The following is a 15,128-nucleotide window of genomic DNA, read 5'->3' on the forward strand; positions in this document are numbered from 1 at the left end:
GTATTATTTGGCACTATGCCGGATTTTGAGTATTTTTGTTGTCTGTTTACAGCTACAACAACAGATTGACGGAAATGAAAGAAATTAAGAAAATCGTACTTACAGGCGGGCCTTGCGCAGGCAAGACCACTGCCTTAGTCAAAGTGATAGAACACTTCTCCAGTTTGGGATTTAAAGTTTTCACCATTCCGGAAGTCCCTACTCTCTTCAGTCAATCAGGTATGGACTATCTCACTTCCAATCCACAGCTGTTTTACGAAGGCGAAAAAGCTACATTAGAGATACAACTGGAGTTAGAAAACAAGTTCACACGCATGGCCGAGACCTGTACTGAACCCGTCATTATTATCTGTGATCGCGGGGTAATGGACATCTCTGCTTATATGAAACCGGAAATGTGGAGCAAGATTACCGGTGATATTGGACTAACCACACCACAACTACGCGATGCCCGATACGACGCTGTACTCCACTTAGTATCAGCAGCCGACGGAGCTGAAAGCTTTTATACCAACAGCAACAACAAGCACCGAAGCGAAGGATTAGAGCTGGCCCGACAGCTCGACAAGAAAGTAATAGAGGCCTGGACCGGCCACCCTCATTTGCGAGTCATCAACAATCACGAGAATTTCGATAACAAACTCTATCGTGTACTCAAGGAAATTTCGAGCGTATTAGGCCTAGCCCAACCCATTGTAGAAGAACGGAAATACATCGTAGAGCGCATTTCAGACATTCCTGGAAGCATTGAAAGCGAAATTATCCAAACCTATCTGGTGGCCGACCCTGGTTGCGAAGTACGACTCCGCCGACGCACTTGGAACGGTAAGTACGTCAATGTCCATACCACCAAAAAGCGACTTTCGGAGACAGAGCAGATAGAAACCGAGCGCCAAATCAACAACAATCTCTACGCTTCTATGCTCCAACAAGCCGACCCTTACCGACAGACTATTCGGAAGATGCGCAAGAGTTTTATCTGGAAGGGGCAATTTTTCGAGCTTGATACCTATCTCAGCCCTATCGACAACCTCATGATACTAGAGGCAAAGGGGGTAGAAAGGCAAGAAGACGTAAAATTTCCACCCTTTGTCAAAGTCATCAAAGACATCACCGGCAATGCCGACTACTATAATTACAACCTAGCCTTGCGCCGCTGACAACTGTTTCAAAGCCCATATAAAACCTTTGGCTGTTCGCTCATCTGATTGCTGAAAATGGTTGCCGGAATTCCATTCCAAAATGGAAGACAGTCCAGTCTGCCGTTGATATAATTCATATTGTCGCCTGACGCAGTCTCCTACCAGAGCCATCTGTCGGTTACGTGTATGCTCCTCGCGGTCGCCCAAACTCAAGTAAACGGCTTTCGCATTGGACAGATGCGACTCTGCGAAATCCATCCATTGCAGAAACCACACCGACGGAGAAGCTGCCACAACTGCTTGAAACTGTTTTGACTCATAGCCCACCCATAGGGCAAACAAGCCGGCCAGGGAATACCCACCTATTATATATAGTGGTGAAACATCCAACATAAACTGTTGCTGCAAGGTTGGGATAACCTTCTCCGTCAGGGTTCGAAGCGTGTTGGCCGCCCCATCGCCAAACGGTTGCCTACCAAACACGGGTGGAGCTGACCAGGGCGACAATTCTGTCATCCATTCTTCAATAGGATATGCAACTAGCAGGAAGTGATTACCAACAGCTTCCACTATTCTATCAACCTCCCCATCTAATGCCTCCAAATCGTGTTCGTCGACGGGTTGAACGAGTACATACTTTACATTTCCCCCACCATACACCCGACAGCAGCGATTATGTATCTGTATTTCCTTTTTCTCCATATTCCCTTCTCCATCCTTTTTCCAATGCTAAAGGTAATCATTATCGGGCAATAATGCACCCTGCATGAGCATTTTTTATTTTTTCTGATGCTCCGCACCTACTACATCATCATAAATTAACTACCTTTGTATGCACATGTTGAAGATGTCTTTATATTCAAACCATTACAAGTCGCTACTCACTTTAGGGCTTCCTATCATCGTCGGACAAATCGGAACTATCATCCTTGGTACTGCCGATACACTGATGATAGGTCATCATAGTACACAAGAACTTGCCGCAGCGGCCTTCGTAAACAATCTGTTTATACTGGTCCTCATTTTTTCCATGGGCTTTTCCTACGGATTCACTCCTATTGTCGGCTCACTGTTCGGACAAGGACAGAATCAGAAAATAGGCGAATTTCTAAAGAACAGTCTTGTGGCTAACACACTGCTGGCCATCATTGTAACAGTCCTACTAAGTGCAATCTATCTCAACATAGACCGTCTGGGCCAGCCCCAAGAGCTGCTTCCGCTCATGCGTCCATACTTCATCGTCAACCTTGCGTCCATCCCTTTCGTTGCATGGTTTAATACTTTCAAGCAATTATCCGATGGAACAGGCGATACAAAAACACCTATGTGGATATTGCTGAGCGGAAACCTGCTGAACATTCTGGGCAACTACATCCTGATATACGGCAAGATGGGACTGCCCGAACTAGGACTACTCGGCGCCGGTATTGCCACTATGATTTCGCGCATACTCATGGCCATTGCCTTCTTCTACCTGTTCTTCTGCACCAACAAACACCTGGAGATACGCAAGGGATACCACAGGGGAAGTCTCAACCGCAAAGACTTTACGCTTCTCAACAAACTGGGATGGCCACTGGCACTTCAGATGGGAATGGAGACTGCCGCATTCAGCCTCAGCTCCGTCATGGTGGGATGGATTGGAACTACTGCACTGGCAGCCCACCAAATCATCTTAACCATCTCACAATTCTTCTACATGGTCTATTACGGCATGGCTGCTGCCGTCGCCGTAAGAAGCAGTCACTTCCACGGACAACAGGATTATCAGAACATCCAACACACTGTTACGGCCGGATTCCACCTGATTCTCGGTATGGCAGTCATGATTTCCATTCCCGTATTGATATACCGCAACTCCCTAGGTGGATGGTTCACTGACACTCCAGAGGTGACAGCACTTGTATCACAAGTCATTATCATGCTGTTCGTCTACCAGTTTGGCGACGGTATGCAATGCAACTATTCCAATGCCTTGCGCGGTATCTCCGACGTCAAACCGCTGACCATCGTAGCGTTTATAGCCTACTTCGTCATATCCTTGCCAACCGGATACCTCCTGGGCATACACTATCAATACGGACTCCTGGGCATTTGGGCTGCATTTCCCATCGGACTGACTACGGCCGGAATCCTGTATTACTATTTCTTCAAGCGTCGCTTAGCTGCCTATACCAAGGAGGCTACACGCGGATAATCCCATCCTACTCACCCACTCAAACCAGCTTCCAATCCTCATACCTCTTACCTTGTATCTTGCCTACTCGTCAATTAAAAAACTGCAAGGCCTCCGCAGCGTTGCTGCAAGGCCCAAACAGTAATACTGCAAAGGCCTAACAGCGATGCTGCCAAGCCCTTGCAGTAATTAGAAAATAGCAATTATGTTAAAAAAAAGACTTTTGTGGGCATAAAATTTGCTTTTATCAAATGAAAAACCTACATTTGCGGTATTAGTTTTCATGATTTCGACCATTTTATCGAAATCTATCTTTGAGGTTGGTAGCATCCTGCACCAACCTCTTTTTTATATCTAAAATTTGGTAAATTGATAAAATCAGCTTAACTTTGCATATAATTAACAATTTCAAGACAATAATTTTAGAAACGTTCCAGCCTATCGATACACATTTACTTGAAACCATTAACTTTTAAGAAATGAACTATCTCCAAGAGATGACCGACGAAGATTTGGCCCTCCGTTACGTAGACGGCGATAACAGAGCGTTTGATGAATTATTGTCACGCAACCAATCCAAACTCTTTTCATACATACTGTTCGTGGTCAGAGACCGCGAAATTGCCGATGACATCTTCCAGGAAACATTCGTCAAGGTAATCTGTAAACTACAGGAAAAGAAATATACAACAAGCGGAAAATTCTCTGCCTGGCTCATACGTATTGCCCATAATATCATCATGGATCGGTACAGATCGCAGAAAACAGAGAAAATAGTTGAGCCGACGTCAGACAACGACCTTTCCAATCTCTACGCCCAACAGGCACTGACCAGCAATATCGAGAACTACTACGTATACCAGCAAACGCTCAACGAGGTGAAACAGATAATGAATCTGCTCCCCGCTCCACAACGCGAGGTAGTATTCATGCGCTATTATCAGGATTTATCATTCAAGGAAATAGCCGAACTTACAAACGTCAGCATCAACACTGCATTGGGAAGAATGCGCTATGCCCTGCTCAACATGCGCCGTATGGCCAAAGAACACAACATAGCGCTGATGATTGACTAAATCTTTTCGAGTGCTTTCAGAGACCTGATCGTGGCTATAGGGTCGGCAGACTTGAACACATAGCTACCACTTACGAGTGCATCTACTCCTGCCTCAACCAAGCGCGGAGCTGTCTCTGCCTGTACACCACCATCTACTTCGACGAGCGCATGGCTTCCCGTACGCTGTATCAATTCACGGAGACGAGCCACTTTACCGATGGTGTTCTCGATGAATTGTTGTCCTCCGAAACCAGGATTTACACTCATCAGCAGTACCAAATCCAAATCCTCGATAATATCTTCCAACACCCAAACCGGAGTAGACGGATTCAAACTGACTCCGGCTTTCATCCCCGCAGCATGGATTTGCTGAATAGCACGATGCAGATGGGTACACGCTTCGTAATGAATCGTCATATACTCAGCACCGCATTTAGCGGTCTGTTCGATATATCGTTCGGGTTTTACAATCATCAGATGCACATCCAACGGCTTGGTACAAACCTTGCTTACGGCTTCCAATATGGGGAAGCCGAAAGATATATTCGGCACGAATACACCATCCATCACGTCCATGTGCAGCCAATCGGCTTCACTCTTATTAATCATTTCCACTTCGCTCTTCAAATCAATGAAATCAGCCGAAAGCAGAGAGGGAGATACAATAGTCTTCATTCTTTCAATATACAAGATTAATTAAGACAACAAACGGTTTCCCGACCATTCACATGGGCAATGCGATAATTATAGGCAATCTGCCTGATGATGTGCAAAGTCTGTTCTGACGGCTTTACTTCTTCCTGGGTAAAAAACTTCATAGGCCATATTTGTTGGTTTCGTTATTTAAACGGCAAGCAATTACCTTTATTACATCAGAAACTGAATATTTTCACAGTCAAAGAAATTTGTGTAACTTCGCAGCCACATTCAATATCAAAAGAATCAATACAACAATGATATACCCCGCTAACTTTGAGGAAAAAATAGGATTTCGAGAAATCAGGGAACTGCTGAAATCCAATTGCCTATCGACCTTGGGCAAAGACGAGGCCGACAAGATAGCTTTCACAGACGAGCCTGACGCCATCAATGAATGGATGAGACAAATCAGGGAGTTTCGGCGTATTCTAGAATCGCAAGAAGACTTTCCACTGGAATATTTCTTCGACATGCGCATGGCCATAGCCCGCATCAGGCTAGAAAACACGCATCTGGAAGAAGAAGAACTCTTCGATTTGAGACGTTCGATGGACACCATCGGACGTATCGTGAAGTTCCTCTCACGGGGCGTAGAAGGAATCGACGAAGCCGAAGGTGACGCTGCCCTACCCGGAGAGCGCGGAGAATACCCTGCACTTTATACGCTGGCCGATGGCGTAGCCACTTTCCCACTACTGATACAGCGCATTGACCAGATATTAGACAAGTTTGGACATCTGCGCGACAACGCCTCTCCCACCCTGCTCAACATACGCCATGAACTGAAACGTATCGAAGGTTCTATCTCGCGTACACTGTATAGCATCCTGCGTACGGCACAAAGTGAAGGGGTTGTTGACAAGGATGTGACTCCCACATTGCGCGACGGGCGACTCGTCATACCCGTTGCTCCGACGCTCAAACGCAAGATCAAGGGTATCGTGCATGATGAGTCGGCAACTGGACGCACGGTGTATATCGAACCTAGTGAAGTGGTAGAAGCCAACAATAGAATCAGGGAACTGGAGAGTGATGAGCGACATGAGATCATCCGCATTCTCACAGAGGTAACCAAGAAGATTCGCCCCCATGTATCCGAACTGCTAGACGCCTACCATTTCTTAGGCTTAATAGACCTCATTCGAGCCAAGGCAGAAATGGCACGACGTATGTCTAGCTTCGAACCAATAGTAGAGTCAAAACCCATAATCGACTGGATACAAGCCATTCACCCTCTGCTTCGCATGACATTAGAGAAGCAGCAGAAACGCGTAGTGCCTCTAGACATTATGCTAACAGAGGAAAAGCGCATCCTCATTATCTCCGGACCAAATGCCGGTGGTAAAAGTGTGTGCCTGAAGACCGTGGGATTATTACAATACATGCTGCAATGTGGACTCAGCATTCCCATCGGAGACCGTTCACGGGCCGGTATCTTTGAAGACATCATGATAGACATAGGAGACGAACAGAGTATGGAAAACGACCTGAGCACATACTCCAGTCATCTTAGGAACATGAAAAACATGATGAGACAAGCTAATGGGCAAACCATCATACTGATTGATGAATTCGGTTCAGGAACAGAGCCGCAGATAGGTGGAGCTATTGCAGAGAGTGTGCTCAACAATCTTGCCGGCAAAGGCTGTTGGGGCATTATCACCACCCACTATCAAAATCTAAAGCACTTTGCAGACAATCACGACTGTGCCATCAATGGAGCTATGCTCTATGACAGACATGAGATGAAAGCACTTTTCCAACTGGCCATCGGTCGGCCGGGAAGTTCGTTCGCCATTGAGATAGCACGAAAAACCGGCTTACCCGAATCTGTCATCAACGAGGCATCAGAGATTGTAGGCAACGACTACATCCAAAGTGACAAGTATCTACAGGATATTGTGCGTGACAAACGTTACTGGGAGAGCAAACGGCAGACAGCCCGTCTCCGCGAGAAGGATATGGAAAAGACCATAGCCCGATACGAAAACAGTATCACAGAGATTGAAGAACAACGTAAGGAAATCCTCAGAAAGGCGAAAGCACAGGCAGAAGAGCTCATCAAAGAGAGCAATAAGCGCATTGAGAATACCATTCGTGAAATTCGTGAAAAGCAGGCTGAGAAAGAAGAAACCAAACGCATCAGACAGGAACTGAAGACGTTTGAGGAGAGTATCAGCGATATTGACACAAAAGCAAACGACGATAGCATTGCGCGTAAGATAGAACAAATCAAGCAGCGCAAAGAGAGAAAGGCACAGCGTAAGAAAGATAAAGCCAGCCAGGAGGCACACGCTGTCGAAGTTTTACGTAACGCCACCGACAAACGTCCCCTTTCTGCAACCGACAAGGCCTTTGCTGTGGGAGACACTGTACGCATTAAAGGATTGAAAACGATAGGACAAATAGAGAGCATTGAAGGCAATTCGTGCATGGCTATATTCGGCGGAATGCGGTCCAAGCTGAAGCTTGACCGACTCGAACAAGTGCAAAACCTCCCCGAAAGCGACATGACAAAGAACAACAAGACCATTGAGAAAATCTCTAACGAACTGAATCGCCAGACTCGAAACACCATTGACGACCACAGACAGAATTTCCATCAAGATCTAGACGTGAGAGGTATGCGAGGCGACGAGGCCCTGAATGCCGTACAATACTTTATCGACGACGCCATCCTGGTGGGCATGAGCCGAGTAAGAATACTTCACGGAAAAGGCAACGGAATTCTCCGTCAACTCATCAGACAGTATCTTGCAACCGTCCCCAACGTCATTAGATATGCCGACGAACACGTACAATTCGGTGGTGCAGGAATCACAGTCGTTGACATGTAAGTTACAAATATATGTTAATAAAAGCAGATTTCCGACCAGGTTTCTTCCTTTTATTATTCAAAATGCGTACCTTTGCAGCCGCTTTATAAGCAGTATATGGGCAAGTCTCATACGGCCAGCTCCCTTTGAATCCCCCAGGGTGGGAACACAGCAAGGGTATTAGGTTGTAGCGGCGCGATATGATTCGCTTGCCCACCCGCCTCTTTAGCTCAGTTGGCCAGAGCACGTGATTTGTAATCTCGGGGTCGTTGGTTCGAATCCGACAAGAGGCTCAAAAAGGAATAGGACGCACATTGATTGCAGTTCTATTCCTTTTGTCTTTTCAAACAGTAGCTTATCGACCGCCTAAAAAAATACAATTTTTCCCAACTTATAGCATATTATGCAGGAATTTGCGTATTTTTGCAACTAAATACAAACATATTTTTCTGTTAATGATAAACATTCGTTCCATCTTACAGATTCAAGCTTTCGCCCGATTAGACGGAGTCTATTTGGCTATCTACTGGATTGTAAGTTTCTTAAGCACAATCTACTTGCCAGAATTGGGACTTGGTGGGCTTCTTGCTCTGTCCACTCCGTTCTTCGTTGGGTGGAGATTAGTAAAATTCCGTAACTATGCCTTAGACGGGGTAATCCCATTAGGACGCGCCATACTTTATTGTATCTATGTCTTTTTCTGTGGGGCTTTTATATTCTCTGCATTCCAATTCTTCTACCTAAGTCTGGTTGACGATGGAAAGTTTGCATCTATGTTGACATCGACAGCTATCATGCTGGACACCCTGTCTGGTTCAAAGTCCCATGAATATGCTAAAGCCATGAGCTTTTATACCCAAATGCCGCCTTTGGCACTGACTTCTATCTTTATGATAGATGAAATCATTCTGGGTCTCATTGCTACACCAGTGATTGCCCTCCTCTGCTTCAGGCGTCCCAAACAGAACACTATAAATCATTAAACATGGATATATCAGTAGTTGTTCCTCTCTATAACGAGGATGAGTCTTTACCTGAATTGCATGCGTGGATTCAGCGCGTGATGAAAGCTAACAACTTTACTTACGAAATAATCTTCGTCAATGACGGGTCTACGGATAAGTCGTGGAACGTCATCGAAGAGCTTAGCTCGAAAGACGAGAATGTGAAAGGTATCAAGTTCCGTCGTAATTATGGTAAGAGTCCGGCACTCTATTGCGGTTTCCAGGAGGCACAAGGAGAGGTCGTCATTACCATGGATGCCGACCTTCAGGACTCTCCCGACGAAATTCCCGAATTGTACCGAATGATTACAGCAGACGGTTACGACCTCGTTTCTGGATACAAGCAGAAGCGCTACGACCCCTTGTCGAAAACCATTCCGACCAAACTGTTCAATGCAACTGCACGAAAAATCAGCGGCGTACACAATCTCCACGACTTCAATTGTGGTTTAAAAGCCTACCGAAAAGAGGTTATCAAAAACATTGAAGTATATGGCGAGATGCACCGCTACATCCCTTATCTGGCCAAGAATGCCGGATTCGACAAGATAGCCGAGAAAGTTGTGCAGCATCAGGCACGCAAATACGGTTCGACAAAGTTCGGTATCAACCGTTTCTTCAATGGCTATCTGGACTTGATAACCCTGTGGTTTCTCAGCAACTTTGGCAAGAAACCAATGCACGTATTCGGTCTCTTGGGATCTATTATGTTTTTCATAGGTTTTATTGCAGTTGTCCTAATCGGAGCCGATAAACTCTATGCGCTTTCTAACGGAATCCCCCAGCGCCTCATCACAAGTTCGCCTTGGTTTTATATTGCACTGACTACCATGCTCATCGGCACACAGCTGTTCCTTGCAGGATTTCTTGGCGACCTCATCAGCAGAAGCAATCCATACCGCAACGACTATCAAATAGAGAAGAAATTAAGATGCGAAGACTAATTCTACTCATCTTGTCAGGGCTACTGCTGGTAGCATGTTCGAGCATAGAATGCCCCATGAACAGCCGAGTTTATAGTACTTATAAGCTCCAAGGGGACATCAAGAAGCTTCAAGATACACTGACTGTATCGGCAGATTTAGGGAATGGTATCGACTCTATTGTACTCAACAAAGCTATTGGAGTTGATAGCTTTCAGTTGCCGATGAGCTACGCCAACAACTCAGATACCTTCTATTTCTTATATGCAAATAAGAACGGAAAGCTCGGAAGAGATACCATTGTCGTCGAGAAATCCAATCTACCACATTTTGAATCGGTAGACTGCAATGCGGTAGTCTTTCATGTTATCAAGTCGGTACGCTTTACTACCCACATGATTGACAGTCTTTCTATTAATAATGCTAACGTAACTTACGATGCAACACCAAGCCATTTCCATATCACTTTCAAAGATCGCTATCAGTAGTCTTTTGTTCTTGGGGTGCATTCCTGCTTTCGCACAACAGAAAAAAAAGAAGATTGTTCCGGTTCAAGACACGATACCGACATTTCGTGGAGTACAGGTATCAGCAGATTTAGTCGGTCCAATACAACTTGCCGTCAGTGATTATGGACAGTATGAAGCAGCTGTTAAGGTGAATCTGAAAGACAAATACTTTCCGACAGTGGAACTGGGATATGGAAAAGCCAATGCCGAGAACGCCTCTACCAAACTGACTTACAAGACTAATGCGCCCTACTTCAAGGCTGGTATAGATTTCAATCTCATGAAAGACAAGCACGACATCTACCGTTTGTATGGTGGTTTTCGCTATGCTTTCACCAGTTTTAAATACGATGTAGCAGGTTCTGGACTTGCAGATCCAATTTGGAAGGGTAACACCTCTATCGCTGCAACAGACATCAAAGGCTCTTTCCATTGGTTCGAAGCCATCTTTGCGATAGATGCAAAGATATGGGGACCACTCCGATTGGGGTGGAGTTTCCGCTACCGTCGGCGTCTGCTACACAGCGAAGGAGATATAGGTGCACCATGGTATGTACCGGGATATGGGCGATATGGGAATGCCCGACTCGGTGGGACATTCAATGTAGCACTGGAATTCTAATTTCTCAACGACACAAAAAATATGGAGACTAAACGAAAGAGACAACTAGCATGGCAATTGCCATTTCTGATTGCATTGATTATTGGTACAATCTATATTATCAAGCAGCAACGCTCGATGCCTTATCAGCACAATACGGGCTATATCTTCGGTACGGTCTATAACATTACCTACCAAAGTGAAACCGATTTGAATAAGGAGATAATCGCAGAATTGAACAAAGTAGACAACTCTTTGTCTACTTTCAACAAGTCTTCTATCATCTCTCAAATCAATAACAATCATCCTGTCAAGACCGACAGAATGTTCAACGAAGTTTTCAATCTGGCCAAAGAGATTTCCCAACAGACTGATGGTGCTTTTGATATTACTATCGCTCCACTTGTCAATCTATGGGGATTTGGCTTCAAGCATGGCAAAAATCCTGATAAGCAAACAATAGATTCGCTTCTGAAGATTGTAGGATATAATAAGGTGTCACTCAAAGATAACACCGTCAGCAAAGCCGATTCCCGCATCATGCTCGACTGTAGTGCCATCGCAAAGGGTTACGGAAGTGATTGTGTGGCAAGGTTTTTCAAAAGTAGAAATATTAAAAACTTTATGATAGAAATTGGGGGCGAGGTGGTGACATGCGGCATCAGCGAGAAACGAATGCCGTGGAAAATCGGCGTGACCAAACCCACCGACGATTCATTGCAGACCAATCAGGAACTCCAAACGGTCCTGAATGTCACCGATAAAGCCATGGCTACCAGTGGAAATTATCGTAACTTCTATTATAAGGGAGGTAAGAAGTATGCCCACACCATTGATCCGCATACCGGTTACCCCGTACAACATAGCCTACTGTCATCTACCGTTCTTGCCAATACATGCGCCAAAGCCGATGCTTACGCTACAGCATTCATGGTATTGGGAATTGACGGGGCTAAGAAAGTGCTGGAACAACATCCAGATCTCATGGCTTATTTCATCTATTCCGATACCCACGGCCGTCTAGCTGTATGGTATTCGCCTTCGCTTAAAAACAAGATTGTAGAATAGGAAGTATCATCAAGATGCAGGAAAATGACATCCATCTATACCACAAACTCGTTACTCTCCCACTATTCCAAGGTTTAAGTCGCTCAGAACTTGAAACTATTGTGGGAGAGATAAAGTTCGGATTCCACCAATATGAGCCTAGACAACCTATCGTAGTTGCCGATTCTCCCTGCACACACCTCTACTTTCTGTTAACAGGAAGCCTACATATCACGACCCAAGCCGATGATTACAGCTATCAAATTACGGAATATGCAACGGCTCCAGACATTCTCCAACCCGAACATCTCTTCGGACTTGCACAACGCTTCAGCAAGACATTCACTGCCGACACGAAATGTTACGTAATGACTCTCGACAAAAATGAAATCATGAAATTGTCGACCGAATACACTATCTTCCGTATGAGCCTGCTCAATATCATATCGACCAGAAGTCAACGATTGCAGCATGCTCCCCTAAGACACGTGCCAGAGAATCTGAAAGAACGCATTGCCCGATTTATCACCGACCGATGCCTGCATCCAGCAGGACCAAAAATTGTAAAAATCAAGATGCAACAACTTGCCGAAGAACTCAACGACAGCCGGCTAGATATATCGCGAGCACTCAATGAGATGCAGAATCTGGGCCAGCTGACTCTCAAGCGTGGCTATATCATCATCCCTGCTTTAGAGCGGTTAGGCAAACCTATTACATAAAATTCCAGAAACATTTAATTTACAATACATACAACTTATGAACACAAAGACTAAGAAAGTGTTTCTCGTTGCCATGCTTACTTGCGCCATCCCAACCCTGCAAATGGCTCATGGCATAACGAAGAAGAAAGTACAGACACACGTAACAAACCCACTTATGAAACCCAGTACACTCCCATTCGGTGCACCTGACTTCAGCAAAATCAAAGCTGCCGACTACGTGCCTGCCATTCAAGCAGGTATCAAACAGCAACGTCAGGAGATTGCCAATATTGTCAATAACAAGAAAACTCCTACCTTTGAAAATACCATTCTGGCATACGAGAAGAGCGGAGTACTCTTAGATCGTGTCAACAGCATATTCAATGCCGTTGCCGAAGCCGACAAGACTGCTGAATTGGAGCAAGCCGAAAACATCATCATACCGCTATTGACCGACTTTGAAAACGAAATAAGCTTTAACCAGAGACTCTTCAAACGCATTAAATATGTCTACGACCATCAACTCAACTCACTGAAAGGAGAAGACCGTAAATTGTTGGAAGAAGTCTATAAAGGGTTCGTTCGCTCCGGTGCATTATTGTCTCCGGAGAAGATGAAACGCATGGAAGCCATCAACAACCGTATGGCCAAACTGCAACAAGAGTTCGGCAACATGCTTCCCAAAGCTGCCAATGCCGCCGCCGTATGGGTAAATGACGTCCAGGAACTCGCCGGATTAAGCGAGGCAGACATCGCCCAATGCAAGAAAGATGCCGAAAGTCGCGGTGGTAAAGCGCCCTATTGCATTGTCATCACCAACACTACCCAACAACCGATATTGGCCAGTCTTGCTAATCGCAGCTTGCGCCGACGCATTTTTGAGGCATCTGTTCACCGCGTCGACGGTACAGGTAGCTTCAATTCATTTCCCGTCATATCGGAGATAGCCCGACTGCGTGCCGAGAAAGCTCAGCTCATGGGCTTCAAGGACTATGCTTCTTACTCGCTTGATAAGACGATGGCAAAGAATCCTACGAATGCCTACAACTTCTTGAAGCAACTGATCAAAGCATATCAGCCCAAAGCAGAAGCAGAAACCAAGAGCATCGAAGAATATGCCCAACAGACCGAAGGCGCTGATTTCAAGCTCCAGCCTTACGACCGCTTCTATTATTCTGCGAAGATGAAACAAGAGAAATTCAATTTTTCCGATGACGACGTAAAACCCTATTTCAACCTGGACTCAGTCCTCATCAAGGGTGTGTTCTACGCTGCACACCGCGTCTACGGTCTCAACTTCAAAGAGCGCAAAGACCTACCCACCTACCATCAAGATATGAAAGTGTTCGATGTGTTGGACGACAATGGCAAGCAGGTGGCCCTCTTCTACTGCGATTATTTCCGCCGCCCCACCAAACGAGGTGGAGCATGGATGAGTTCGTTTGCCAAGCAGAGCAAGCTACGTGGCCAACTTCCACTCATCTATAATGTTTGCAACTATGCCAAAGCACCCGAAGGCCAACCTACACTTATCACATGGGACGATGTAACAACACTATTCCATGAGTTCGGACACGCCCTCCACGGCATGCTTTCCAACTGCCAATACAACACTCTGAGTGGGACGGCGGTCGCACGCGACTTCGTAGAGATGCCATCGCAGTTCAACGAATCATTTGCCAGCATCCCCGAAGTATTCAACAACTATGCCCGTCATTATCAGACCAACGAACCAATGCCCGAAGCTCTGAAAACCAAGATGATGAACTCCCTTACCTTCCAGTCTGCCTACGCGCTTGGCGAGAACCTTGCCGCCACCTGCGCCGATATGGCATGGCACTGCCTAGAGCCATCTCAAGTGCCTACAGCAGAGAAGGCTAACGAGTTTGAGGCTACCGCCTTGAAAGCAATCGGACTCCTAGATAACCAGATACCTCCCCGCTATCACACATCATACTTTAACCATGTATGGGGTGGCGGATATGCAGCAGGCTACTACAGCTACCTGTGGAGCGAAGTGCTGGCTGTCAATGTTGCTGACTACTTTGCTACCCACGGCGCACTGACACGCGCTGTCGGCGATGCCTTCCGCACCAAGGTATTAAGCCGAGGAAACACCCTTGACTTAATGGGCATCTTCTCCGACTTCACAGGACTGAAGTCGCCCGATGCCGCAGGATTGCTCAAAGCAAAAGGATTATAAAAACAAGAGAAATCGAGTAGTTTGCCAACAGACTACTCGATTTTCTTTTTATACCCTTACAAAGAGATGGATATCAGCTTATCATGAAACACTTATCCCAGCAGGCCTTTACAGTTAGATTACTGCAAAGGCTTCGCAGCATCACTGTTGGGCCTAGACAGCAATGCTGCTGAGCCTTGGCAGAAAAATTGCCAAGCCGCAGCAGTAAAACATATATATCGGAACCCGTTCTATAAATTAGGTAAAA

Annotated in this window: 14 protein-coding genes and 1 tRNA gene; 12 read left to right on the top strand and 3 right to left on the bottom strand. The window is 45.6% G+C overall.

Going from position 1 to position 15,128, the window contains the following annotated elements:
- Positions 1-74: 74 nt before the first annotated feature.
- On the top strand, positions 75-1,160 hold the full coding sequence (locus tag ACZ42L_RS04430) for an AAA family ATPase (RefSeq protein ID WP_464706780.1): 1,086 nt from the start codon (positions 75-77) through the stop codon (positions 1,158-1,160).
- Here the strand turns inward: ACZ42L_RS04430 and ACZ42L_RS04435 are convergent.
- Complete coding sequence (locus ACZ42L_RS04435) at positions 1,143-1,844, bottom strand: alpha/beta hydrolase-fold protein (RefSeq protein WP_464716743.1); 702 nt, start codon at positions 1,842-1,844, stop codon at positions 1,143-1,145. The two genes, ACZ42L_RS04430 and ACZ42L_RS04435, sit on opposite strands and share 18 nt — an antisense overlap.
- A 145-nt stretch (positions 1,845-1,989) precedes the next feature.
- Here ACZ42L_RS04435 and ACZ42L_RS04440 point away from each other — a divergent pair, with 145 nt between their 5' ends.
- The gene (locus tag ACZ42L_RS04440; RefSeq protein WP_464716744.1) at positions 1,990-3,339 is read left to right on the top strand and encodes an MATE family efflux transporter; all 1,350 of its coding nucleotides are present in this window, start codon (positions 1,990-1,992) and stop codon (positions 3,337-3,339) included.
- Between the two features lie 458 nt (positions 3,340-3,797).
- Positions 3,798-4,394: a sigma-70 family RNA polymerase sigma factor gene (locus tag ACZ42L_RS04445; protein ID WP_464716745.1), complete on the top strand. Its 597-nt coding sequence runs from the start codon at positions 3,798-3,800 to the stop codon at positions 4,392-4,394.
- On the opposite strand, the gene rpe is transcribed toward ACZ42L_RS04445, so the two are convergent.
- Both rpe and ACZ42L_RS04455 read right to left on the bottom strand, forming a co-directional pair.
- The gene (rpe, locus tag ACZ42L_RS04450) at positions 4,391-5,050 is read right to left on the bottom strand and encodes a ribulose-phosphate 3-epimerase (protein ID WP_464716746.1); all 660 of its coding nucleotides are present in this window, start codon (positions 5,048-5,050) and stop codon (positions 4,391-4,393) included. The genes ACZ42L_RS04445 and rpe overlap by 4 nt on opposite strands.
- A 17-nt stretch (positions 5,051-5,067) precedes the next feature.
- Positions 5,068-5,193: a hypothetical protein gene (locus ACZ42L_RS04455; protein WP_464700990.1), complete on the bottom strand. Its 126-nt coding sequence runs from the start codon at positions 5,191-5,193 to the stop codon at positions 5,068-5,070.
- Between the two features lie 135 nt (positions 5,194-5,328).
- Here ACZ42L_RS04455 and ACZ42L_RS04460 point away from each other — a divergent pair, with 135 nt between their 5' ends.
- The 9 genes from ACZ42L_RS04460 (at position 5,329) to ACZ42L_RS04500 (ending at position 14,881) form a co-directional block, all read left to right on the top strand.
- A complete protein-coding gene (locus tag ACZ42L_RS04460) occupies positions 5,329-7,911 on the top strand; it encodes an endonuclease MutS2 (RefSeq protein WP_464703838.1) in 2,583 nt (860 codons plus the stop codon).
- A gap of 198 nt (positions 7,912-8,109) precedes the next feature.
- A tRNA-Thr gene (locus ACZ42L_RS04465) sits at positions 8,110-8,183 on the top strand.
- Positions 8,184-8,345: 162 nt separating this feature from the next.
- A complete protein-coding gene (locus tag ACZ42L_RS04470) occupies positions 8,346-8,873 on the top strand; it encodes a DUF4199 domain-containing protein (RefSeq protein WP_464700994.1) in 528 nt (175 codons plus the stop codon).
- Between the two features lie 2 nt (positions 8,874-8,875).
- Entirely contained in the window at positions 8,876-9,838 is a 963-nt protein-coding gene (locus tag ACZ42L_RS04475) for a glycosyltransferase family 2 protein (RefSeq protein ID WP_464700996.1), read from the top strand.
- Positions 9,826-10,305, top strand: coding sequence for a DUF6452 family protein (locus ACZ42L_RS04480; protein ID WP_464700997.1), 480 nt, complete (start codon positions 9,826-9,828; stop codon positions 10,303-10,305). The genes ACZ42L_RS04475 and ACZ42L_RS04480 overlap by 13 nt, the downstream gene beginning before the upstream one ends.
- Positions 10,256-10,948: a DUF6048 family protein gene (locus tag ACZ42L_RS04485; protein ID WP_464716747.1), complete on the top strand. Its 693-nt coding sequence runs from the start codon at positions 10,256-10,258 to the stop codon at positions 10,946-10,948. Before ACZ42L_RS04480 ends, ACZ42L_RS04485 begins: the two co-directional genes overlap by 50 nt.
- Positions 10,949-10,969: 21 nt before the next feature.
- The gene (locus tag ACZ42L_RS04490; protein WP_464716748.1) at positions 10,970-11,995 is read left to right on the top strand and encodes an FAD:protein FMN transferase; all 1,026 of its coding nucleotides are present in this window, start codon (positions 10,970-10,972) and stop codon (positions 11,993-11,995) included.
- Positions 11,996-12,096: 101 nt separating this feature from the next.
- Entirely contained in the window at positions 12,097-12,696 is a 600-nt protein-coding gene (locus ACZ42L_RS04495) for a Crp/Fnr family transcriptional regulator (RefSeq protein WP_464716749.1), read from the top strand.
- Positions 12,697-12,733: 37 nt separating this feature from the next.
- Positions 12,734-14,881 carry a M3 family metallopeptidase gene (locus ACZ42L_RS04500; RefSeq protein ID WP_464716750.1) on the top strand — a complete coding sequence of 716 codons (2,148 nt, stop codon included), beginning with the start codon at positions 12,734-12,736 and terminating at the stop codon, positions 14,879-14,881.
- Positions 14,882-15,128: the final 247 nt, after the last annotated feature.

This window comes from Prevotella mikamonis (genome assembly GCF_055381405.1).